Here is a 20,974-nt window from a genome sequence, read left to right on the forward strand (position 1 = left end):
CACGCTGAGTTCATGGTATTCACCAATATGAAATGGGGGTGACGTTAACGGAAGCTATGCACCTCAAGAGACATCTGGAGACAGCATGAGTGATGTACAAGAACCGGCGCAAGATGACAAGCCGGGTTATCGCAGTGTTTTTCGACCGGGTCTGTTTGCCGGGCAACTGATCTGGGTGACGGGCGGGGGCTCGGGCATTGGGCGTTGCGTGGCGCATGAGCTGGCGGCGCTGGGGGCGCAGGTGCTGATCTCTGGCCGCAAGGCTGAAAAACTGCAGGCCGTGGCGGCCGAGATCGCGCAGGACGGGGGGCGCTGCGATTGGCGTGCCTTCGACATCCGCGATGAAGACGCAGTGAAAGCCCAGGTGGCCGAGGTGGTGGCCCGTTATGGCCCCATTCATGGTCTGGTCAACAACGCCGGCGGGCAGTTCCCTGCGCCCGCTATGGCCATCAGCAAACGTGGCTTCGAGGCGGTGGTGGCCAACAACCTCACCGGCGGCTTTTTGATGATGCGCGAAGTCTTCACGCAGAGCATGCAGGCCACGGGCGGCGCCGTTGTGAACATGACGGCGGACTTTCGCAACGGCATGCCGGGCATGGCGCACAGTGGCGCGGCCCGCGCCGGCATGAGCAACCTCACCATGAGCACCAGCTATGAATGGGCCCACGCCGGTGTGCGAGTCAATGCCGTTGCACCCGGTTGGGTTGCCTCCAGCGGTATGGACAGTTATGGCGACGCCATCAAGGATGCCATCCGCAACTTGAAGCACCACGTTCCCTTGCGCCGTTTGGCGACCGAGGCTGAAATCAGCGCGGCCATCGTCTTCTTGCTTTCGCCCGCCGCGGCCTTCATCACCGGCGTGACCTTGCAGATTGACGGCGGGGCCTCGCTGGGCAACCCCATGTTTCCGTCCATCGACCATGCCGGCACGCAGCGCTTTGAAGGTTTTCATCGCGCGGTTGATCCCAAGGTGCTGGCATGAGCCGGCTGGTGTCCCGGCTCAATTCTCGCTCGGCCGCTTTTCAGGCGAATGTCGAGCGCATGACGCAGCGCTTGAACGAGGTGCGTGCACTGGAGGCACAGGTGGTGGCCGAGTCCGCCAGCAAGCGCGCGAAGTTCGAGGCCAAGGGCCAGATCCTGCCGCGTGAGCGGGTGGCGCGCTTGTTGGACCGCAATGCCGGCTTTTTGGAGTTGTCCAGCCTGGCCGGCCTGGGCATGCACGATGACGACGGCAAGAAGAGTGTGCTGGGCGGCGGTTCGGTCGTTGGCATCGGCACCGTGGCGGGCAAGCGGGTGATGATCTCCGCCAGCGACAGCGCCATTAAAGGCGGCACCGTCGCGCCCATGGGGTTGAAGAAGGCCCTGCGTGCGCAGGAAATCGCCCGTGAGATGAAGCTGCCGCTGATCTATCTGGTGGAAAGCGGTGGCGCCAACCTGATGTACCAGAGCGAGATGTTTGTGGAAGGCGGGCGCAGCTTCGCCAACCAGGCGCGGCTCTCGGCCCAGGGCCTGCCGCAGATTGCGGTGGTGCATGGGTCTTCCACCGCCGGTGGCGCCTATCTGCCGGGCTTGTCGGACTATGTGGTGCTGGTCAAAGACCGCTCCAGCATCTATCTGGCTGGCCCGCCGCTGGTCAAGGCCGCTATTGGCGAAGACGCCAGCGACGAAGAGTTGGGTGGCGCCGATTTGCATGCCCGCGTGACCGGCCTGGGCGAGTATCTGGCCGATGACGATGCCCACGCGATTGCCTTGGCCCGCGAGCTGATGGGCCAATTGCCTTGGGACCTCGCACCGCCACCGCCTGCATTTGAGCCACCCCTGTTCGACACCGAAGAATTGATGGGTGTGGTGCCGCAAGATGAGCGTGAGCCCTATGACGTGCGCGAGCTGATTGCGCGCCTCGTTGATGGCTCCGACTTTCTTGAATTCAAGGCCGTGTACGCGCCAGACACCGTCTGCGGCCACGCCCGCATCGAGGGCCATGCGGTGGGCCTGATCGGCAACAACGGGCCGATCCAACCGCAGGGCTCCACCAAGGCGGCGCAATTCATTCAGCTGTGCGAGCAGAGCGGCACGCCCCTGGTGTTTTTGCAGAACACCACCGGCTATATGGTGGGCAAGGCGGCGGAGCAGGGCGGCGCCATCAAGCATGGCGCCAAGATGATTCAGGCGGTGGCCAATGCCAGCGTGCCCAAGTTCACACTCGTGCTGGGTGGCTCGTTCGGCGCGGGCAACTACGGCATGTGCGGCCGTGGGTTTGATCCACGCTTCATCTTTTCCTGGCCCACCGCCCGCACCGCCGTGATGGGCGGCGCACAAGCTGCCAAGGTGATGGACATCCTCAACCGAAGCAAGCTCGAGCGCCTGGGCGCCCCGGTCAACGACGAAGCCTTGGTCGCCATGAGTGACCAGTTACGTCAGCGCATTGACCGCGAATCGCACGTGCTGTTCGGCACCGCCCGCCTATGGGATGACGGCATCATCGACCCCCGCGACTCCCGCCGCGTACTTGGCCTGGCCCTGAGCCTGGCTGCAGAGGCCGCCCGGCGCGCCTTGCGCAGCAATACGTTTGGCGTGGCGCGTTTGTAGGCCTCGCACTTGTCGACAACAACACCGGAGACTATTCATCATGATCCTCACAGCAGAACATCGCGCGCTCTACGACACGGTTGCCAAGTTTGTTGAAAAAGAGCTCAACCCTCATGTGCCCGCCTGGGAAAAGGCGGAGCAGTTTCCGGCGCATGAGGTGTTCAAAAAGTTGGGTAACTTGGGTTTGATGGGGCTTAAATACCCTGAAGAATTCGGTGGTGCCGGCTTGGACTTCAGCTACTCGATGGTGATGGCGGAAGCGCTGGGGGAGTGCTACTGCGCGGGCGTGCCGATGGCCATTGGCGTGCAGACCGATATGTGCACACCAGCCCTGGCGCGCTTTGGCAGCGATGAGTTGCGGCGCGACTACTTGGCGCCGTCGATTGCGGGCGATTTGGTGGGCTGCATCGGCGTGAGCGAGCCGGGTGGCGGCTCTGACGTGGCTGCCGTCAAGACCCGTGCCGTTCGTGAGGGCGACGACTACGTGATCAACGGCACCAAGATGTGGATCACCAACGGCATGCAGGCCGACTGGTGCTGCCTGCTGGCCAACACCAGTGACGGCCCGGCGCACAAGAACAAGAGCTTGATCGTCGTGCCCATGGACGCGCCGGGCATCAGCCGCCAGAAGATCCACAAGATCGGCATGGACGCCTCGGACACCGCCCAGCTGTTTTTCGACAATGTGCGTGTGCCCCGCCGCAACCTGATCGGGCAGGAGGGCATGGGCTTCATGTTCCAGATGATGCAGTTCCAGGAAGAACGCCTTTGGGGCGCGGCTTCTTCGCTGCGCAATATGGACCGCCTGATCGACCTGACCATCGACTACACGCGCCAGCGCCAGGCGTTTGGCAAGTCGATTCTTGACAACCAAGTGGTGCACTTCCGCCTGGCCGAGTTGCGCACGGAGGTGGAGGCTTTGCGCGCTTTGACCTACTCAGCGGTGGAGCAATACGTGGCGGGCAAAGAGGTGCTGAAGCTGGCCTCCATGGCCAAGCTCAAGTGCGGGCGCCTGATCCGCGAGGTGGCGGATTCTTGCCTGCAATATTGGGGCGGCATGGGCTTTACTTGGGACAACCCGATCAGCCAAGCCTTCCGCGACGGCCGCCTGGTGTCCATTGGCGGCGGCGCGGACGAGGTGATGCTGGGCATCATCTGCAAGCTGGAGGGCACCTTGCCCAAGGGGGCCCATTGAACACGCCGGGAAGTCCCGACCTGTTGGTGAGCCGCCGTGGTCCGGTGTTGCAACTCACCCTGAATCGGTCGGCCACACGCAATGCCCTGACGCAAGCCATGGTGGCTGCGCTGCGGGCGCAACTGGCGGCCCTGCAGTCTGCGCCGGGCGAGGTGCGTGTGCTGGTGCTGCGGGGGGCGGGCGGAAACTTTTGTGCAGGCGCCGATTTGGCGGACATGGCGCAAGTGCGCCAGCGCGTGGTCACCGAGGGCGCGGCGGCATTGCAAGCCGCCAACGCTGCCTTCGGTCACTTATGCGCTGAGGTGGCGAGTTTGGACATTGCCACCGTGGCCGTGCTGGAGGGCACAGTCATGGGCGGTGGCCTGGGGCTAGCCTGCGTGGTGGATGTGGCGTTGGCCGCCGACACCGTGGACTTTCGCTTGCCTGAAACGGCGCTGGGGCTGTTGCCGGCGCAGATTGCGCCTTTCCTGATTGAGCGATTGGGGACCTCTCAGGCCCGCCGTCTGGCGGTGACGGGGGCGCGGGTGAAGGGGGCGCAGGCACTGGCAATGGGCCTGGTGCACGAGCTTCATCCTGCCGCACAACTGGACGAAGCGCTGACGCGCGTCTTGAATGACACCCTGCAATGCGCACCGCAGGCTTTGGCCGTTACGAAGCGCTTGATGCGCCAGGTTCAGCGGCAGGGCGTCACGCCCCAGTTGCTGGACGAAGCGGCCGGGCTGTTCGCCCAGGCCGCCCTGGGTGAAGAAGGTTTGGAAGGCACTGCTGCCTTCATGGCGCGGCGCCCGCCGCAATGGGGGGTGACGGTATGAGCGCCGGGAAGTTGAGCAAAGTTCTGGTGGCCAATCGCGGCGAGATTGCCTGCCGCATCATGCGCAGCGCGAAGGCCATGGGCTTGCGTACCGTGGCGGTCTACAGCGAGGTGGAGGCTGATGCCCCGCACGTGGCCTTGGCTGACGAGGCGCTGTGCATCGGTGCGGCACCCGCCAGCGCCTCTTACCTGAACATCGAGGCGCTGCTGCAGGCGGCCCGCCAGAGCGGCGCCGACGCCATTCATCCGGGCTACGGCTTCCTGTCTGAGCGGGCCGACTTTGCCGCCGCCTGTGTGGCGGCCGGCCTGGTATTCATCGGGCCCAGCGCGGCCAGTATCGAGGCCATGGGCAATAAGGCGGCCGCCAAACGCCGCATGCTGGAGGCCGGCGTGCCTTGCGTGCCCGGCTATCTCGGTGCTGTGCAGGACGAGGCGCATCTGATCAGCGAGGCGCTGACGCTGGGCTTTCCCCTGCTGGTCAAGGCGGTGGCGGGTGGTGGCGGGCGCGGTATGCGCACGGTGCATCGTGCCGAGGAGTTGCCCGGTGCCTTGAGCAGTGCCCGGCGCGAAGCCGAAAGCGCCTTTGGTGATGGCACGCTGATGTTGGAGCGCCTGATCGAAGCTGGGCGCCATATCGAGATCCAGGTGTTTGCCGACCACCACGGTTACACGATTCATCTCGGCGAGCGCGACTGCAGCACACAGCGCCGCCGCCAGAAAGTGATCGAGGAAGCGCCCTCGCCGGTGCTGAGCGAGGCGCAACGCCAGGCCATGGGGGTCGACGCGGTGGCTGCCGCTCGGGCAGTCGGTTATGTGGGCGCCGGGACGGTGGAGTTCATGCTGGACGCCCAAGGCCGGCACTATTTTTTGGAGATGAACACCCGCCTGCAGGTGGAGCATCCAGTCACCGAAATGATCACGGGGCTGGACCTGGTGGAATGGCAATTGCGCGTGGCCGCCGGGGAGCCGCTGCCGCTGCGCCAGGAGCAGGTGCAGTTCAAGGGCCATGCCATCGAGGTTCGTCTGTACGCCGAGGACCCCTACGACGGCTTTGCGCCGCAGACCGGTACCGTCAGTTGGTGGCGCCCCGCCTGCGCGGCCGCAGGCCTGCGCGTGGACAGCGGCATCTTCGAGGGCGGCCGGGTGCAGCCTTTCTACGACCCCATGCAGGCCAAGCTGATTGCCCACGGGTGCGACCGGGCGGATGCCATCCGGCAACTGGCCAGCGCGCTGGCGGACAGCCCATTGCTGGGCTTGCCCAATAACGGCCGATTTCTGCGGGATCTGTTGTTGCATCCCGATTTTGAAGCGGCGCGGCTCAACACCGCCTCGCTGGACGATTGGGTGGGTCAGCAGGCGGTCATTCTTCAGCGCCCGGCACCGCAGCAGCAAGACTGGCTGGTGGCCGCCGGAGCCTTGATTCTGGCGGACGGGCCCGTGGGGCCGCGACCCGCAGGTGTTGCGAGTTATGCGCTGACGCTGCAGTGCCGAGATGTGCGCCAACACTTTCGCGTGAGTGCACTGGGGCGGCACGTGACGCTGGAGCTGGGCGGCGTGACCCATCAGTTCGAGCAGGTTGGCGAGGACGCGTTGGGCCGCCTCAGACTGCGCCTGAACGGCCACCTGCATTGCTGCATCGTGGCGAGGCAAGCGGGGGGCATCGAGCTCAGCCGGGACGGGGCCGCCTGGCTGTTCACCGAGCCCTCGCCTTACCCTGAACCGGCCGACAGCCGTGACCCGGCGCGTGCCCTGGCGCCTGTGGCCGGGGTGGTGGCGCAAATCCTGGTGCGCGTGGGTGACACCGTGCAAGAGGGGCAGCCGCTGCTCAGCGTCGAGGCCATGAAGATGGAGATGTGGCTCACGGCGGGCTGCACGGGCCGCGTCAAGGCCATTCACGCCGCAAGCAAAGACTCAGTGGCGGCGGGCGCCGTGCTGGTTGAACTGGATGCATCCAATATGGAGACTGAAACACCATGATTGCCCCCACACACAAAGACAAAGCGATCTTGACCTGCGCCTTGACGGGCGTCCTGACCAATCCCAAGCAACATCCGGTGCCGGTCACACCCGAGCAGATGGCGGCACAGGCGCGCGAGGCCTTCAACGCCGGTGCGTCGGTCATGCATGTGCATTTGCGCATGCAGCAAGAAGGGTTGGGCCATCTGCCGAGCTGGGACCCGGATGTTGCCGAGGCCATCATCGGCGCCATTCGCGCCGCCTGCCCGGGTGTCATCATCAACCTCACCACCGGTGTGATCGGGCCAGACATCGAGGGCCCGCTCGCCTGCATCCGCCGTGTGCGCCCGGAGGTGGCGGCCTGCAACGCGGGCAGCCTGAACTACCTCAAGCTCAAGGACGACGGCAGCTGGGCCTGGCCGCCCATGGTTTTTGACAACCCGGTTGCCAAAGTGCAGGCGTTTTTGGCGGTGATGGAGGAGTGCGGGGTGCACCCCGAATTCGAGTGCTTTGATGTGGGCATCGTCCGCTCGGTGGGCATGTACGTGAAGAGCGGTCTGTTCAAGCCCAGCATGGGGCGCCCTGAGTACAACCTGGTGATGGGCGTGGCCTCGGGCATGCCTGTGGATGCGGAGTTATTGGCCTTGCTGCCGCGCTATATGGTCGACGGCGCCTTGTGGCAGAGCACCTTGATCGGGCGCGCCGAGATCTGGCCCGTCCACCAGCGAACGGCGGAACTGGGCGGTATGTTGCGCACCGGGCTGGAAGACAGCTTCTACCTGCCCGACGGTTCACGCGCCAGCGGCAACGGCGTGATGATCGAAGCTTTGGCGCAGTGCGCCACCCGTGCCGGCCGCAGCGTTGCCAGCCCGGCTGAAGCACGCCTCATGATGGGCCTGGCCACCGCCTGATTTGCGGCTTGGGCCGTGTTTACGAATCGCCGGAGGTTTCAGAGTCGCCCGGGGCTTCTGACTCGCTCGCCCGAAACTTTTTCTTGCGCAGCGCAGCCTTGGCCTTGCGCTCGGCCTCCGCCTTGTCAGCGGCGGCTTGCCAGCTCAGAAATTCGTCCGGCGTTTCCAGGGTGATGCGCCCCAGCACGTTCTGGCGGAATTCGTAGATCAGCACTTCGGCCGCCTTTTGCAGGTTCACCCGCCCGCCGCTCAGCATGGCGCCGCGCTTGCGGCCGATGGCGGCCAGCAATTCTTCGTCGTTCAGGCTGGGGATGCTGTCGGGGTCCAGCTTGTAGCGGGCGATCAGCAGGGCGGGGTAGTGGACGCGCAGATAAGCCAGCAGTTCGACGGCAACCTCGGCTTCGTCAAAGGCATTGCGGCCGATGGCGCCGCTGGCGGCGAGGTTGTAGCCGCTTTCTTCCACGCTGATGCGCGGCCACAGCATACCGGGGGTGTCGAAGAGGTAGAAATCGTTTTCAAGGACGATTTTCTGCTCCAGCTTGGTGATGCCGGGTTCGTCACCCGTCTTGGCGGTGCGCTTGGAGGCCAGCGTGTTGATCAGCGTGGATTTGCCTACATTGGGAATGCCGCAAATCAGCACCCGCACCGGCTTGACCATGCCGCCGCGCAAGGGGGCCAGTTCACGGCAGGCCTTGATGAGGGCCTGTGCAGGGGCTTTGACGCTGGCGTCCAGACCGATGGCGCGGGTTTCGGGCTGGGCGTTGTAGTGGTCCAACCAGAGGGCGGTACGGGCGGGGTCGGCAATGTCTTGCTTGTTGAGCAGCTTGAGGGTGGGCTTGCCCAAGGTCAGCTGGGCCAGCAGCGGGTTTGCGCTGGAGCCCGGGCAGCGGGCGTCCAGCATCTCAATCACGACGTCGAGCCCCGCTTTCATGCGATCGTTGATCGCATTGCGGGTCGAGTTCATATGCCCCGGGAACCAGTGAATCGCCATGTGCTCTTTTGCGCCGTCAAAAGCCCGTATTGTCCTCGACCCGCATGATTTGTAATCAGCTGTGTCCCAGGGGGCTGCGGCTTACAGCTTGTTTCAGCACGCGCGCGGCCGTGGCGCATGATGACCCCCATCAACGTGGCGCGGATGTTTGCGCTGCGGTTAATGCGTGGGTAAACAGGCGATGCGATTCGAAGGTACTTTGACGGAATGGAATTACGAGCGGGGCTTCGGAGCGATTGCGCCCAGCCAGGGCGGGCAGAATTTGTTCGTTCATGTCTCCGCCTTTCCCTCCGCAGGCGAGCCGCCCAGTTTGGGTGAATTGCTCAGCTTTGAGCTGGCGCTGGACGCACGGGGGCACAAACGCGTGATGCATGTGCAGCGTTGCACGCCGGCCCGCTCACATGCGCCCTCGGGGGCGCAGGCGCCTCAGATGCAGGCGTTCATGATGCCAACGCCGCGCCGGGGTCGGTTCATCGCCAAGTCTGGCGCACGCTGGCGGCTGGGTTTGGCGGTCGCCGGGGTGTTGGGCGCCGTGGTGGCTGCCGTCATCTGGTTCATCGGCGCGCGGCCGCATGAGGGCGATGCCAACGGGGCCCAGGCCCGTTATGCGGGTGCCAGCCTTGCCAAGGACAGCGGCACCCACGCGCCGGGCAAACACACGCGGCGCCAGTAACCTTTTAAGCCGACTGATTGGCGAACAAGGCCCAGCCCTCCAGGCCATCCCTCCATCCATCAATCCGTGTCTTTGCCCCAGGGCAAGGCACTGGCTTTGCGATCGGCGCCCTTGCGGGTGCGCAGAATGGCGTCAAATGCCTGGTTGCTGCCATTCACGAGGCCGGTCAACAGGCCCACCACGTCGTCGTTGCTGAGCGATTCGGTGTCACGGCGAAATTGTTTGATCGCCATTGCCAGCATCTCCCGCGGCACCGTGGGGTGGGTCGCCGCCACGGTGAACAGCGCATTGAACAAGTCCGGGTAGCGCAGGCATAGGGCTTTGATGCGCCGCAGGGCTTGGGCTGGCGTATAGCTGGCGTTGGGCCCGATCCATGCCAACTCGTTGTTGGCGGCGCTGAGCATCGCCTCCAGACATTGGATACGAACCTTCAGGTAGTCGTGGTCTTCCGCGGCCAGGGCCAGCGCATCGACTTCCGCGTCGCTTTCGGCCTGGTTGTATCGCTCTTGAACGATGGCATCCAGCGCCGCTTCCAACTCGGGCAGTGGGACTGCGGGGGTGACAGGCATGGCGGTACGCTCACAAATAGGGCGGTAGTTCTCCGATTTCGGCTGTTTTTTGCTGCACTTGAGCGCGGCCACGCCGCCTGCCCTGCGGGGCGGCATTCGGGAAGCCCCTCTTGTGGCCGGGCTCGGTTGAACTCAGGATCGCATGCGCCGTGTTTTCAGATACGTGCCGACCCACGTGCCCTTGCTGGAGTTTTGTATGCCATCACTGTCGCAACTCCGTTTTCGCCACAAGCTGATGTTGGCTTTGCTGGTGTTGATGGCGTTGGTCGGCGCTGTGGTGATTTGAGGGGCCAGGACGCTCAGCCCTTGTCCCCTCGGGTTTGCCAGTGCGCTCTTAGCGCATGAAGGTCTTCAAGGCGTCCAACATCACGCTGGGGTCGGTGGTGGCGTTGTAGACCTCGGGTGATTTCTTGTTCAGGCGCAGCAGCGTGTAAACCGCTGCCTGGGCCGCCCGAACCGAGTACTCCACCGTGAAGACCACGTCTTTGGGCTGCTCGCAGAACTGGCTCACGAAGGCAAAGTTGGTGGAGCCCGCCGGCACCACGGCTGGGCGGTCATGCGCTTCGCGCAGCAGGAATTCGGCGGTGATGTAGGGCAGCTTCACGGGGACGCAGCGGCAGGTTTTCAGCACTTTGTCCTCGTGCTCGCGCAGCCGCAGGTGCCCCAGCAATTCTTGGAGAATCTCGGCGCCCGAGCATTCACCCATGGGTTTGGCGACGAAGTTGCCCGGCCGGTTCGGGAACAGGCCATAGCCCCAGAATACCTGGATGTCCGCCGGTTGGTTGATGAAGTGGGGTTGCTTGGCGATCACGAAGCTCATCAGCCAGTTCGAGTCCGCCAAGGTGACCAAGGCGCCGGTGCCGGCGGAGTTGCCGCTGAAATCCTCGATCAATTGCAGGAACAGCGGGTCGCGGCAGGTGACGGTGAAGGACTCCCAAAACGACTCGTCCACATGGTCGCAGAAGGTGCCTGGCGTGCCGAAGTCGCGGCGGTTGCGGGCGATTTTTTCCCACAGCGCCCATTCGGGTGTTTTTTCGGTGTTCAGCGGCGGTGCCTGCTCGTGGCTGCCGATGCTGGCGGCCGCGGTCATCGACCCATTGGTCATGAACACCAAATCTCCAGGGTTGACCGCCAGGGCCTTGGCCTGGCCTTGCTCGCGCAGCAGCAGCCGTTCAGCCGTCACTTCTCCGGGCGTGGGTTTGAATTGAATGTCTTCCACCACGCAGGCTTGGCGAAAGTTCACGCCTTGCGCACGCAGCCAAGTTTCGATCGGCAGAATCACCGAGTCGTATTGGTTGTAGGGCGATCGGTCCACGCCGGCCAATGTGTTGATGCGCGGAAACTCATGCATGAAGCGATGCAGATAACGCTTGAACTCCACGGCGCTATGCCAAGGCTGAAAGGCGAACATCGTGCACCACATCAACCAGAAGTTGGTCTCGAAAAAGTGGGGTTGAAAGCATTCGTCGATGCGTTTGCGGCCCAGCGCGACTTCGCTGCTCCCCACGATCTGCGCCATGTCCAGGCGGTCGTGGGCGTCGAAGCCCATGCGGTCGGTGTTCGCCACGATCTGGCCGCCCCGCACTAGGCGGGCCTGGGCATGGGTCTTGTTTTCAGCGTTGAAGGACTCGAACTCTTGCAGCACGGTTTTGCTTGGGTCCGTCAGGGACGGGATGAAACCCAGCAACTCGTAGGTGCAGAGGTAAGAGAAGTTGAACATGCGCCCGCCGCGAATGACGTAGTCTTGCGCCGGCGAGCCGCTGCCGTCCATGCTGCCGCCATTGATACCGGCCGCTTCCAGAATATGGATCTCGCTGCCCTTGAATCCGCCGTCGCGGATCAGGTGTGCGGCGCTGGCGAGCGAGCCGATGCCGCCCCCGATCAAATAGGCTTGAGTCATGATGAAGTCGCTGAAATCGCGCGAGTGAAGTTGCAATAAGCCATGCTCGACGGCCTGCAAACTTCAGTCAATCGCCAGCATTGACTTTGAGCAAGGTTGACGGAAATTCAATCGCAGCCCCGCGCCACCATGAAAAAACCCGCCGATGCGAGCAAGCGGCGGGTTAGCGGGGAGGCCGAAGGGGGCAGGCCCGAGGGCCGAGTTCAGTCTTCGTTCTTGAACACCAGTTTCACTTCGTGTGTCTGCTTTTCACCCGAGGGCTCGAAACGCCATTCCATCAGTGCACGTGAGACGGCTTTGTCGAACACGCGGCGAGGCTCGGCTTCAATAATTTCAACCGCGCTGACTTTGCCGTCAGCGTCGATGGACAGTTTGGCTTTCACCACCCCGCTGGAGATGGACTGCTGGGCGGCTTCGCGTGGAAATTCCGGCGGCACCTTCTTGATCACCTTGGGTGCGGCTGCATGGACGCTGAAGGCCAGGGCCAGCGCGCTGCAGAACAAGCTGGTGGTGCGCATGGCGTTGCGGAGCAAGGGGCGGGGGGAGGGCAGGGTGGTCATAAAAAGAAGGCCTCTTGGGGAGTGAGGAAATCGCAAGTTAGGGGTGCGGCACCGTCCAGGGCGAATAGCCCAACATGCGGTGCCCGGTTGGTATCAGTAGGCTGACTTGGCCGAACGGAAGAACCCGACGGCATCCAGGAGACGGGCCGAACTGTTTTTCAAGGATTCGGTCGAACGCCCCAGATCGTCCACCAGCGTGGTGTTTTGCTGAGTGGTGCGGTCGAGCTCGTTCATGGCGTTGTTGACCACGCCCACGCCGGCCGCCTGTTCTTGCGCCGAGTGGGAGATTTCTTCAATCAGTTGGCCCATATTGTTGACTTCGTCGACCACGCTGCGGATGGTCACGCCAGCGTTGTTGACCAAGGCGGTACCGTTTTCGACTTTGACTGAAGATTCCTGGATCAAGACCTTGATCTCCTTGGCCGCAGCGGCGGAGCGAGACGCCAGCGCACGCACTTCAGAGGCCACCACGGCAAAGCCACGGCCGTGCTCACCGGCGCGGGCGGCTTCCACCGCAGCATTCAGGGCCAGGATATTGGTCTGGAAGGCGATGCCGTCGATCACGCCGATGATGTCGCCGATCTTGCGTGAGCTGGCGCTGATCTCTTCCATTGTGTCCACGACCTTGGCCACCACGGCGCCCCCTGCAGAAGCGGATTGGCGCGCCTTGGTGGCAATGCCGGCAGCGCGGCGCGTCAGGTCGCTGGCGCCGTTCAGGTTGGCTGCAATTTCCTCCACCGAAGCGGCGGTGTTCTGCAAACTGGCTGCCGAGCGCGCGGTGCGGTCTGACAAGTCGACATTGCTTTGAGCGATGTCCGTGGAGTTTTGCGCCACCTCACCGGCCGCATTGCTCACGCTGCTGACCACACCGGAGAGTGCCATTTGCATCTCTTTCATGGCGTGCAGCATTTGATTGAGCTCGCAAGTGCCATTGGACTGAATGTCCAGGGTCAGATCACCCGCGCTGATGGCTTCAGCCGCAGCCTGTGCACGACGCGCCGGCTCGACGATAGAGCGGGCGATGACAAAGCCGCCACCGATACCGAGCAAGGCCGCCACCAAAACGATGGCTACGGTCAGCAGCACGGAGGTACGAGCGGTTTCGCCGCCTGACACGGCCAGATCCCGCGCGCTGTCGAACTGCAAGTCCACCAGCGCCTTGAGGCTGGCCTGATACGCCTGCTGAACGGGGCGGACGTCGGTGATCAGACTTTCACGGGCTTCGTCCGGGCTGCCGTCTTGTTGTACTTTCTCGAATTTCGCGACGGAGGCTATGAACTGGGTCTGGCTTTCGCGTACCTTGGCGACAAGTTCTTTTTCCTTGTCCTGGTCCAGGCTAGCCTCGAGGCTGGTCAACTGTTTCTCGCTGTCTTGGCCAGCCGCTTCAATGGCAGCTTTTTGCTTCTTGATCTGCCGGGCTTCATCGAGGAGCAGCAAATCGCGTGAAGCTCTTGCAATGATGTTGACGTTGCCTTCCAGCGCATTGGCTGCGGCAATCTTCACCAAGCTGGAGTTGGCCGTGCGGTCCAGGTCATGGGCCAATTTGCTGGCGGTGTTGGCGCCATAACTCCCGATGGCGATCATCAACACAATCATCAGGCCGAAACTCACGGCCAAGCGCTGGCTGATGCGCAAATCTGTCAATAGCTTCATTACTGGAGATACTCCTCAAGGATCAATCTTGTGGTCACTCTTGGCGGAATATGTGGTTCCCGAGTGAGGGGCGGCCTGCTCGTGGTACGGGGCCTTGAGGCTCTTTCGGAGCATGGCTTCAGGACTTGAGCGATTTGTCAGTGTAAGTATGGAGTAATTTTTCTTGATGTGACTTAATGCGCAATCAATCCCCCGAACCCATGGAAAACCCGGGAAAGCACGGTGGAGTGCGGGAATTGGTTGCCGTCGAATTCAAGGGTTATCCCTTGATTTTCAGGTATATCATTTTGAATATAGATTCAACGGCTTTATTACTAATCAAGTAACTCATTATTTGGCATGCTGGCGCGTCAGTTCACTTGTTGGCGTTTCAGTTGCAGGACGTCCATAGGGCGGACGTCGCTGTCGCCTTGTGCCTGATTGCCCCAGGCACTGCGCAGATAACTTGTTAGCGCTGCTTGCTGGTCGTCGCTCAGAACCCCCGAAAACGGCGGCATGCCGAAGGGGCGTGGGTTGCCCGTCGTGGCCGGCGCAAAACCGCCGCGCTGGATGATGCGCAGCAGATTTGCGGGCGACGCCATAGTGACCGTGCGGCTGCCTGCCAGCGCCGGATATGCGCCTGGTACGCCCTCGCCGTTCACGCCATGGCAGTGGGCGCAATGCTCTGCGTACAGCGGGCGGCCGAGCGAGCGCAAGGCGGGCTCCGCTCTTCGTCCCGGGGTTTGGGGTGGGGGCGACTTGATCTGCGGAAGGCTTTGCAGATAGGTGGCCAGGGCAACCAGATCGGCGTCGCTCAGGTGCTGCGTGCTTCCTAGAATGACCTCGCTCATGGGCCCCAGGGCGCTGCCCTGCGGCCCGGTGCCGGTTTTCAGCCAATGGCGCAGGGCGGGCTGCGGCCAGTCGCGCACGCTGGCTTCGCTGGGGTCTTGCAAGGAGGGCGCGTACCAACCCAGCTCGGGCATGAATCCGCCGGAGAAGTCTTGCGGCCCCGGTGTTGCGCCCAGGCTGTTGCGGGGGGCGTGGCAGGCGTTGCAATGGCCCAGGCCTTGCGCCAGGTAGGCGCCGCGGTTCCATTCAGCGCTGCGTTGCGCGTCGTTCTGGTACACCCCAGGGCGAAAGTAGAGCGCCCGCCACACGGCCAGCGCAGGCTGAGTCCCGAAGGGGAAGTGCATCTCCTGTGCGCGATTGGCTTGCGACACCGCGGTCAAGCTGCGCAGATAGGCCCACAGGGCGTCGCTGTCCGCCCGGCTGACCAGGCTGTAGTTGCTGTAGGGGAAGGCGGGGTTCAGAAGCCGGCCATCGCGCCCGCGCCCGTTGTGCAATGCGGTCCAGAAGTCATCTGCGCTCCAGGCGCCCAGGCCGTGCTGGATGTCGGGGGTCAGGTTGGGTGAAAAGACACTGCCAAAGGGCGTGGCAATGGCCCGCCCGCCCGCATAGGGGCGCCCGCCCACGGCCGTGTGGCACCCCATGCAATTGCCGGCCCGGGCCAGGTAGCTGCCACGGGCGATTTGCTCCGGCTTGGCCAGGGTGGCGGTGGTTGTTGTCGTTGTTGTTGCTGCCATAGCGGTTGCCGTGGGCGGCGTTTCATCGAGGTGGTTCAGCCTGACGAGGGCCGCCACGCAAGCGCCTGCCAGGAGCAGCCCGGCAAGCGCCCATTGGCGCGCCCGGTTCATTGCAAACCTCCACAGTCCAGCGGCAGTGCGGCGGGCAGCTTTTCCGCCGGCTTGGCGCCGATGGGCAGGGCTTGTGAGGCCAACCAGTGGCTGATGGCGTTGATGTCTTCGTCCTGGAGGGTCTTGGCGATGCGCGCCATGCAGTCCGGTGTCGCCGCTTGACGTTGCCCGTTGCGCCAGGCGCCTAACTGGCCATTCAAGTAGTCTCTTGATAGGCCCAGCAAGCCGGGAATGAAGGGCTGAACGCCGGTCAATTGCGTGCCGTGGCACTGCACGCAGGCGGGCAATTGCCGGCGCCTGTCGCCGTGCAGGACCAAGTCGCGGCCCCGGGCGAGTGTTGGCGCGGGCAAGGTGGAGGTTTGAGGGGCAGGATAGGGCAGCTGGATTTGCGAGAAATAGCCGGCCAGCTCGTTCAGGTAGGCGTCGCTCAGCGGGGCAATCAACTCGTTCATCAAGCCGTAATGGCGTCGGCCGTCGCGAAAATTGAGCAACTGTTTGTAAAGATAGCCTTGCGGTTTGCCGGCCAGGCGCGGGTAGTAGCCGTCGGCAGCGGCCCGGCCTTCTTTGCCGTGGCAGGCGGTACAGGCCAGGGCCCGCTGGGCCATGGTGTCTTCAAAGGGCGCAACTGCGACTGCAGAGGGCTGTGGCTGCAGTTGCGGTTGCGGTTGCGCAGGGGCGCTGCTCAGGCCTAGGCTGAGGCACAGCGTGGCCAGCGCAGATTGCGGACTCATGCGGCGTACCTCCGGGCGCCGAAGATGGCCGAGCCGACGCGCACCATCGTGGCGCCTTCGGCAATGGCGGCTTCAAGGTCGGCGCTCATGCCCATCGACAAGGTGTCGAGTGCCAGATGGGGCCCCGGCGCGGCCTGCTGCAAGGCGTGTTGCAACTCGGCCAATTGGCGGTGCGCGTGCCGCTGAGTTTCGAAGTCAGCAGTGGGCTCTGGCACACCCATGAGCCCGCGCAGGCGCAGGCGCGGCAATTGGGCCACGGCGGCGGCCAGCGCGGGCAAGTCGGCCGGCGCGACACCACTTTTGCTGGCCTCGCCGCTGGTGTTCACTTGCAGGCAAATGTTCAAGGGCGGCAACTCGGGTGGGCGCTGTTCCGACAAGCGTTGCGCGGTCTTGAGCCGGTCCACGCTGTGCACCCAGTCGAAATTCTCGGCCACCAACCGGGTCTTATTACTTTGCAGGGGTCCGATCAAATGCCACTCAATTTGAGCGCGGTGGTCGGCCAGCGCGGCGATTTTCTCCAGACCCTCCTGAACATAGTTTTCGCCGAAACGGCGGGCGCCCGCCGCAATGGCTTCGCGCACGGCGTCGGCCGGAAAGGTCTTGCTCACGACCAGCAACGTGACACTTTCCACGGGGCGCCCGGCAGCCTGTGTTGCGGCCGCGATGCGGGCGCGCTGTTGCTGTAAGTTGCTTGTGATCGTCGCCATAATGTCCCTGCCCAAAAATTTCGCGGATCGCCCTGTCATGGACATCACCCAACTGCTCGCATTCTCGGTCAAGAACAAAGCCTCGGACTTGCACCTCTCGGCCGGCTTGCCGCCGATGATTCGCGTCAACGGAGATGTGCGGCGCATCAATGTCGAAGCACTGGAACATCGCCAAGTGCACGACATGGTGTACGACATCATGAACGACAGCCAGCGCAAGGTTTTTGAAGAGTCGCTGGAGGTGGACTTCTCTTTCGAGATTCAAGGTCTGGCGCGATTCCGGGTCAATGCCTTCAACCAGAACCGGGGCGCAGGCGCCGTGTTCCGCACGATTCCTTCCAAAATCCTGTCGCTGGAGCAATTGAACGCGCCGAAGATTTTTGGTGAACTGGCCTTGCGCCCGCGTGGTTTGGTGCTGGTGACTGGCCCCACGGGCTCGGGTAAATCGACCACCTTGGCGGGCATGGTCAATCACCTGAATGAAAACGAGTACGGGCACATCCTGACCATCGAGGACCCGATCGAGTTTGTGCACGAGTCCAAGAAGAGCCTGATCAATCAGCGCGAGGTGGGGCCGCACACCATGAGCTTTGCCAATGCGTTGAAGTCGGCCCTGCGCGAAGACCCGGACGCGGTGCTGGTGGGTGAAATGCGCGATCTGGAGACGATCCGCCTGGCCCTGACGGCCGCTGAAACGGGCCACCTTGTGTTCGGCACTCTGCACACCAGCTCGGCCGCAAAGACGGTGGACCGGATCGTCGACGTGTTCCCGGCAGCTGAAAAAGAAATGGTGCGCGCCATGGTGTCGGAGTCTTTGGTGGCGGTGATTTCTCAGACCTTGTGCAAGCTCAAAGACGGCAGCGGGCGGGTGGCTGCTCACGAAATCATGCTGGGCAATTCGGCGATCCGCAATTTGATTCGAGAGAACAAGGTGGCGCAGATGTACTCGGCCATTCAAACGGGCAACAACCAGGGCATGCAAACCCTGGACCAGAACCTCACGGATTTGGTACGGCGCAACGTGATTTCGCCGGCTGAGGCGCGCGCAAAGGCCAAATTCCCCGACAACTTCCCGGGTTGAGTTCGTCATCGATGGCATGCTTCAGGCATGCGCCATAAGTTCGAAATTCAGCGGAGTCCGTCGATGACAGACCCGAATCGCGGCAGTTGAGGAGGGAAGAAACACCATGGAACGTGATCAAGCCACCAAATTCATCAACGACTTGTTGCGCTTGATGATTTCCCGCAAAGGCTCAGACCTGTTTCTGACGGCTGAATTTCCGCCCGCCATCAAGGTGGACGGCAAGGTCACCAAGGTGTCGCCTCAGCCCTTGTCCAGCCAGCACACGCTGCAGTTGGCGCGGGCGATCATGAACGACAAGCAAGCCGCTGAGTTTGAGCGGTCGAAGGAGTGCAATTTCGCGATTTCGCCGCAAGGCATTGGGCGATTCCGCGTCAACGCATTTCTGCAGCAGGGTTGTGTTGGCTTGGTGCTGCGGACGATTCCGGCCACCTTGCCCAGCATTTCGTCTCTGGATCTGCCGCCGGTGTTGCGCGAGGTGGTGCAGTTCAAGCGCGGACTGGTGATCGTGGTGGGGGCCACCGGTTCGGGCAAGAGCACGACCTTGGCGGCCATGATCGATGAGCGCAATGAGACCACCTTCGGCCACATCATCACGATTGAAGACCCGGTTGAGTTTGTGCATCCGCACAAGAACTGCATCGTCACCCAGCGCGAGGTGGGGATTGATACCGACAACTGGGACTCTGCGCTGAAGAATTCTTTGCGCCAGGCACCCGACGTGATTTTGATGGGCGAGTTGCGCGACCGCGAGACCATGGATCACGCGGTGGCCTTTGCTGAAACCGGCCATTTATGCATGGCCACGCTGCATGCCAACAGCGCCAATCAGGCTTTGGACCGCATCATCAACTTCTTCCCCGAAGAGCGGCGTGCGCAATTGCTGATGGACTTGTCGCTGAACCTGCGCGCTCTGGTGTCGCAGCGTTTGCTGCCGCGGCGCGAGGGCAAGGGCCGAGTGGCGGCCGTGGAGATCTTGTTGAACTCGCCCTTGATCTCCGATTTGATCTTCAAGGGCGAGGTGAGCGAGGTGAAGGAAATCATGAAGCGCTCGCGCGAGCAAGGCATGCAGACCTTTGACCAGGCTTTGTTTGACCTGTATGAGGCGGGCAAGGTTACCTACGAAGATGCACTGCGCAATGCTGATTCAGTCAATGACCTGCGGCTACAGATCAAGCTCAACAGCGAGCGCGCACGCGCCGGCGACTTGACGTCGGGCACCGAACATTTCACCATTCTTTGAATCGAGTTTTCATGAGTACAGCCTCCCGCAGTTATGACCCCACGCTGGCCCGCAAGGTCGCCTTCATTGGTCTGGGGGTGATGGGATATCCCATGGCCGGGCATCTCGCGCGTGCGGGCCACGCCGTGACGGTCTACAACCGCACGGCGGCCAAAGCGCAAGCCTGGGTGGCCGAGTACGGCGGTGCTGCGGCCGCCTCGCCCGCTCAGGCGGCTGTCGGGGCCGATATTGTGTTTGCCTGTGTGGGCAACGACGATGATTTGCGTGCCGTGGTGCTGGGTGAGCAGGGCGCGTTCACGGGCATGAAGCCGGGCGCGATTTTTGTTGACCACACCACAGCCTCCGCGGAAGTGGCGCGGGAGTTGCACGCCGCAGCCTTGGCGCAGGGCTTTCACTTTGTGGACGCGCCCGTGTCCGGCGGGCAGGCCGGGGCGGTGAATGGCGCCCTGACGGTGATGTGCGGCGGTGACGCTCCCCCCTTCGATGCCATCCGCCCGGTGGCCTTGGCCTTCTCCAAGGCGGTGACCTTGGTGGGCGCTTCGGGCGCCGGCCAATTGGCCAAGATGGTCAATCAAATCTGCATTGCGGGCCTGGTGCAGGGGCTCTCCGAGGCGATTGCCTTCGGCCAGAAAGCGGGCCTGGACATGGTGCAGGTGCTGGACGTGATCGGCAAGGGCGCCGCTCAAAGCTGGCAGATGGACAACCGGGGCAAGACCATGGTCGAGGGGCAATTCAACTTTGGCTTCGCTGTGGATTGGATGCGCAAAGACTTGGGCCTGGTGCTGGACGAAGCCCGCCGCAATGGCGCGCGCCTCCCGGTGACGGCGGTGGTGGACCAGTTCTATGCCGATGTGCAGGCCCAGGGCGGCAGGCGCTGGGACACCTCCAGCCTGATCACCCGGTTGAAATAACTGCCAAATTGGGTGGATGGGGGCGGGTGCCTGCGGCGCTGATGCACCGTAGGCACCGCAGGCACCGCAGGCCTGACCCGTTATTTCGTCGGCGCGGGCGACTTGGCTTGGGAGGGGACAGTGCGGGCGAGTTCATCTTCGCTGATGATCTCGAAGGCGCGCACCACCTTCTTGACACTGCTGACGCCGCGCACGATCTCGGTGGCGCGCTTGGCTTCACGCTCGGTGACGCGGCCCATCAAGAATACGGTGTCGCGTTCTACCACCACATAGAAGGCATTCGACAGCAGGTCGGGTGCGTCGACCAGGGCCGCCTTGACCTTGGTGGCGGTGAGCAGGTCGTTCGAGCGGGTGCTGACCGAGCTGGGCGGCATGACGCCGGTTTCGTTCAGCACGGTGCGCACGTTTTCGACGCCGGCCATCACGTTTTCAAGCTTGACGCGGTCGGCTTCCGAGGCCACTTCACCGGTGAGCAGCAGCAGTCGGTTGTAGCTGTTGACGGAGACATGGGTGTTGCCGCCAAAGTTGTCCCGGATGCGGGCTGCGGCCTTGTACTCGATGCCTTCGTCTTCCACCTGCGTGCCCGAGGTGCGCCGGTCGGTGGCCACCAGGGCGCCACCCACCATTGCACCGCCGATCACCAAGGGGGCGCAGGCTGAGCTGACAACCGCAGCCGCGAGGGCCGCGATCAACAGGGCATGGCGGGGCAGTTGCGACAGGCGAGACGTGCGGTCAGAGGTGGGCATGGGCGTGGGCATGGTCATTGAGGGGGATGGCTCGGGCTTGAGCAAGCGGGTGGTCAGGTCGGTGCGGGCGTCAA

At 63.1% G+C, this 20,974-nt stretch carries 19 protein-coding genes; 10 read left to right on the forward strand and 9 right to left on the reverse strand.

Annotation, left to right across the window (positions count from 1 at the left end):
* Positions 1-85: 85 nt before the first annotated feature.
* The 6 genes from PRZ01_RS09460 to PRZ01_RS09485 are packed head-to-tail and all read left to right on the forward strand — an operon-like array spanning position 86 to position 7,462.
* Positions 86-982, forward strand: coding sequence for an SDR family oxidoreductase (locus tag PRZ01_RS09460; protein WP_273596534.1), 897 nt, complete (start codon positions 86-88; stop codon positions 980-982).
* Positions 979-2,589, forward strand: a complete 1,611-nt coding sequence (locus PRZ01_RS09465; RefSeq protein WP_273596535.1) for an acyl-CoA carboxylase subunit beta — start codon at positions 979-981, stop codon at positions 2,587-2,589. The genes PRZ01_RS09460 and PRZ01_RS09465 overlap by 4 nt, the downstream gene beginning before the upstream one ends.
* Positions 2,590-2,629: 40 nt before the next feature.
* The gene (locus PRZ01_RS09470; protein WP_273596536.1) at positions 2,630-3,784 is read left to right on the forward strand and encodes an acyl-CoA dehydrogenase family protein; all 1,155 of its coding nucleotides are present in this window, start codon (positions 2,630-2,632) and stop codon (positions 3,782-3,784) included.
* Positions 3,785-3,810: 26 nt separating this feature from the next.
* On the forward strand, positions 3,811-4,596 hold the full coding sequence (locus tag PRZ01_RS09475) for an enoyl-CoA hydratase/isomerase family protein (RefSeq protein WP_273596537.1): 786 nt from the start codon (positions 3,811-3,813) through the stop codon (positions 4,594-4,596).
* Positions 4,597-4,607: 11 nt separating this feature from the next.
* On the forward strand, positions 4,608-6,572 hold the full coding sequence (locus tag PRZ01_RS09480) for an acetyl/propionyl/methylcrotonyl-CoA carboxylase subunit alpha (protein WP_273596538.1): 1,965 nt from the start codon (positions 4,608-4,610) through the stop codon (positions 6,570-6,572).
* Positions 6,569-7,462 (forward strand): beta-keto acid cleavage family enzyme, encoded by an 894-nt coding sequence (locus tag PRZ01_RS09485; RefSeq protein ID WP_273596539.1) that lies wholly within the window; start codon positions 6,569-6,571, stop codon positions 7,460-7,462. The genes PRZ01_RS09480 and PRZ01_RS09485 overlap by 4 nt, the downstream gene beginning before the upstream one ends.
* Positions 7,463-7,481: 19 nt before the next feature.
* Here PRZ01_RS09485 and ylqF read toward each other — a convergent pair whose 3' ends face one another.
* Entirely contained in the window at positions 7,482-8,453 is a 972-nt protein-coding gene (gene ylqF, locus PRZ01_RS09490) for a ribosome biogenesis GTPase YlqF (protein ID WP_273596540.1), read from the reverse strand.
* Positions 8,454-8,634: 181 nt separating this feature from the next.
* Here ylqF and PRZ01_RS09495 point away from each other — a divergent pair, with 181 nt between their 5' ends.
* A complete protein-coding gene (locus tag PRZ01_RS09495; RefSeq protein WP_273596541.1) occupies positions 8,635-9,126 on the forward strand; it encodes a cold-shock protein in 492 nt (163 codons plus the stop codon).
* A gap of 59 nt (positions 9,127-9,185) precedes the next feature.
* Here the strand turns inward: PRZ01_RS09495 and PRZ01_RS09500 are convergent, their stop codons facing one another.
* From PRZ01_RS09500 to PRZ01_RS09530, 7 genes are all read right to left on the reverse strand, one after another.
* A complete protein-coding gene (locus PRZ01_RS09500) occupies positions 9,186-9,695 on the reverse strand; it encodes a BAR domain-containing protein (protein WP_273596542.1) in 510 nt (169 codons plus the stop codon).
* Between the two features lie 334 nt (positions 9,696-10,029).
* Positions 10,030-11,595 carry an oleate hydratase gene (locus PRZ01_RS09505; protein WP_273596543.1) on the reverse strand — a complete coding sequence of 522 codons (1,566 nt, stop codon included), beginning with the start codon at positions 11,593-11,595 and terminating at the stop codon, positions 10,030-10,032.
* 203 nt (positions 11,596-11,798) lie between these two features.
* Positions 11,799-12,155, reverse strand: coding sequence for an energy transducer TonB (locus PRZ01_RS09510; RefSeq protein ID WP_273596544.1), 357 nt, complete (start codon positions 12,153-12,155; stop codon positions 11,799-11,801).
* Positions 12,156-12,248: 93 nt separating this feature from the next.
* Positions 12,249-13,808: a methyl-accepting chemotaxis protein gene (locus tag PRZ01_RS09515; RefSeq protein ID WP_273596545.1), complete on the reverse strand. Its 1,560-nt coding sequence runs from the start codon at positions 13,806-13,808 to the stop codon at positions 12,249-12,251.
* A gap of 350 nt (positions 13,809-14,158) precedes the next feature.
* The gene (locus PRZ01_RS09520; protein ID WP_273596546.1) at positions 14,159-15,481 is read right to left on the reverse strand and encodes a cytochrome c; all 1,323 of its coding nucleotides are present in this window, start codon (positions 15,479-15,481) and stop codon (positions 14,159-14,161) included.
* Entirely contained in the window at positions 15,478-16,212 is a 735-nt protein-coding gene (locus PRZ01_RS09525) for a c-type cytochrome (RefSeq protein WP_273596547.1), read from the reverse strand. The genes PRZ01_RS09520 and PRZ01_RS09525 overlap by 4 nt, the downstream gene beginning before the upstream one ends.
* The gene (locus tag PRZ01_RS09530) at positions 16,209-16,919 is read right to left on the reverse strand and encodes a YggS family pyridoxal phosphate-dependent enzyme (RefSeq protein WP_273596548.1); all 711 of its coding nucleotides are present in this window, start codon (positions 16,917-16,919) and stop codon (positions 16,209-16,211) included. The genes PRZ01_RS09525 and PRZ01_RS09530 overlap by 4 nt, the downstream gene beginning before the upstream one ends.
* Positions 16,920-16,956: 37 nt before the next feature.
* Here PRZ01_RS09530 and PRZ01_RS09535 point away from each other — a divergent pair, with 37 nt between their 5' ends.
* The 3 genes from PRZ01_RS09535 (at position 16,957) to PRZ01_RS09545 (ending at position 20,154) form a co-directional block, all read left to right on the forward strand.
* Positions 16,957-18,000 carry a type IV pilus twitching motility protein PilT gene (locus PRZ01_RS09535; protein WP_273596549.1) on the forward strand — a complete coding sequence of 348 codons (1,044 nt, stop codon included), beginning with the start codon at positions 16,957-16,959 and terminating at the stop codon, positions 17,998-18,000.
* 106 nt (positions 18,001-18,106) lie between these two features.
* A complete protein-coding gene (locus PRZ01_RS09540) occupies positions 18,107-19,243 on the forward strand; it encodes a PilT/PilU family type 4a pilus ATPase (RefSeq protein WP_273596550.1) in 1,137 nt (378 codons plus the stop codon).
* 11 nt (positions 19,244-19,254) lie between these two features.
* Entirely contained in the window at positions 19,255-20,154 is a 900-nt protein-coding gene (locus PRZ01_RS09545; RefSeq protein ID WP_273596551.1) for an NAD(P)-dependent oxidoreductase, read from the forward strand.
* A gap of 80 nt (positions 20,155-20,234) precedes the next feature.
* Here the strand turns inward: PRZ01_RS09545 and PRZ01_RS09550 are convergent, their stop codons facing one another.
* The gene (locus tag PRZ01_RS09550; protein ID WP_273596650.1) at positions 20,235-20,900 is read right to left on the reverse strand and encodes a BON domain-containing protein; all 666 of its coding nucleotides are present in this window, start codon (positions 20,898-20,900) and stop codon (positions 20,235-20,237) included.
* Positions 20,901-20,974 lie beyond the last annotated feature (74 nt).

The organism is Roseateles koreensis (genome assembly GCF_028595305.1).
Taxonomy (GTDB): Bacteria; Pseudomonadota; Gammaproteobacteria; order Burkholderiales; family Burkholderiaceae_C; genus Paucibacter_A; species Paucibacter_A koreensis.

What these genes read in the sequence shown, in the direction of transcription:
- PRZ01_RS09515 (WP_273596545.1), bottom strand. Translation starts at nt 13,808, where the DNA reads ATGAAGCTATTGACAGATTTGCGCATCAGCCAGCGCTTGGCCGTGAGT.
- PRZ01_RS09520 (WP_273596546.1), bottom strand. Translation starts at nt 15,481, where the DNA reads ATGAACCGGGCGCGCCAATGGGCGCTTGCCGGGCTGCTCCTGGCAGGC.
- PRZ01_RS09525 (WP_273596547.1), bottom strand. Translation starts at nt 16,212, where the DNA reads ATGAGTCCGCAATCTGCGCTGGCCACGCTGTGCCTCAGCCTAGGCCTG.
- PRZ01_RS09470 (WP_273596536.1), top strand. Translation starts at nt 2,630, where the DNA reads ATGATCCTCACAGCAGAACATCGCGCGCTCTACGACACGGTTGCCAAG.
- PRZ01_RS09530 (WP_273596548.1), bottom strand. Translation starts at nt 16,919, where the DNA reads ATGGCGACGATCACAAGCAACTTACAGCAACAGCGCGCCCGCATCGCG.
- PRZ01_RS09505 (WP_273596543.1), bottom strand. Translation starts at nt 11,595, where the DNA reads ATGACTCAAGCCTATTTGATCGGGGGCGGCATCGGCTCGCTCGCCAGC.
- PRZ01_RS09500 (WP_273596542.1), bottom strand. Translation starts at nt 9,695, where the DNA reads ATGCCTGTCACCCCCGCAGTCCCACTGCCCGAGTTGGAAGCGGCGCTG.
- PRZ01_RS09510 (WP_273596544.1), bottom strand. Translation starts at nt 12,155, where the DNA reads ATGACCACCCTGCCCTCCCCCCGCCCCTTGCTCCGCAACGCCATGCGC.
- PRZ01_RS09465 (WP_273596535.1), top strand. Translation starts at nt 979, where the DNA reads ATGAGCCGGCTGGTGTCCCGGCTCAATTCTCGCTCGGCCGCTTTTCAG.
- PRZ01_RS09495 (WP_273596541.1), top strand. Translation starts at nt 8,635, where the DNA reads ATGCGATTCGAAGGTACTTTGACGGAATGGAATTACGAGCGGGGCTTC.
- PRZ01_RS09460 (WP_273596534.1), top strand. Translation starts at nt 86, where the DNA reads ATGAGTGATGTACAAGAACCGGCGCAAGATGACAAGCCGGGTTATCGC.
- PRZ01_RS09485 (WP_273596539.1), top strand. Translation starts at nt 6,569, where the DNA reads ATGATTGCCCCCACACACAAAGACAAAGCGATCTTGACCTGCGCCTTG.
- PRZ01_RS09550 (WP_273596650.1), bottom strand. Translation starts at nt 20,900, where the DNA reads ATGCCCACCTCTGACCGCACGTCTCGCCTGTCGCAACTGCCCCGCCAT.
- ylqF (WP_273596540.1), bottom strand. Translation starts at nt 8,453, where the DNA reads ATGGCGATTCACTGGTTCCCGGGGCATATGAACTCGACCCGCAATGCG.
- PRZ01_RS09545 (WP_273596551.1), top strand. Translation starts at nt 19,255, where the DNA reads ATGAGTACAGCCTCCCGCAGTTATGACCCCACGCTGGCCCGCAAGGTC.
- PRZ01_RS09540 (WP_273596550.1), top strand. Translation starts at nt 18,107, where the DNA reads ATGGAACGTGATCAAGCCACCAAATTCATCAACGACTTGTTGCGCTTG.
- PRZ01_RS09535 (WP_273596549.1), top strand. Translation starts at nt 16,957, where the DNA reads ATGGACATCACCCAACTGCTCGCATTCTCGGTCAAGAACAAAGCCTCG.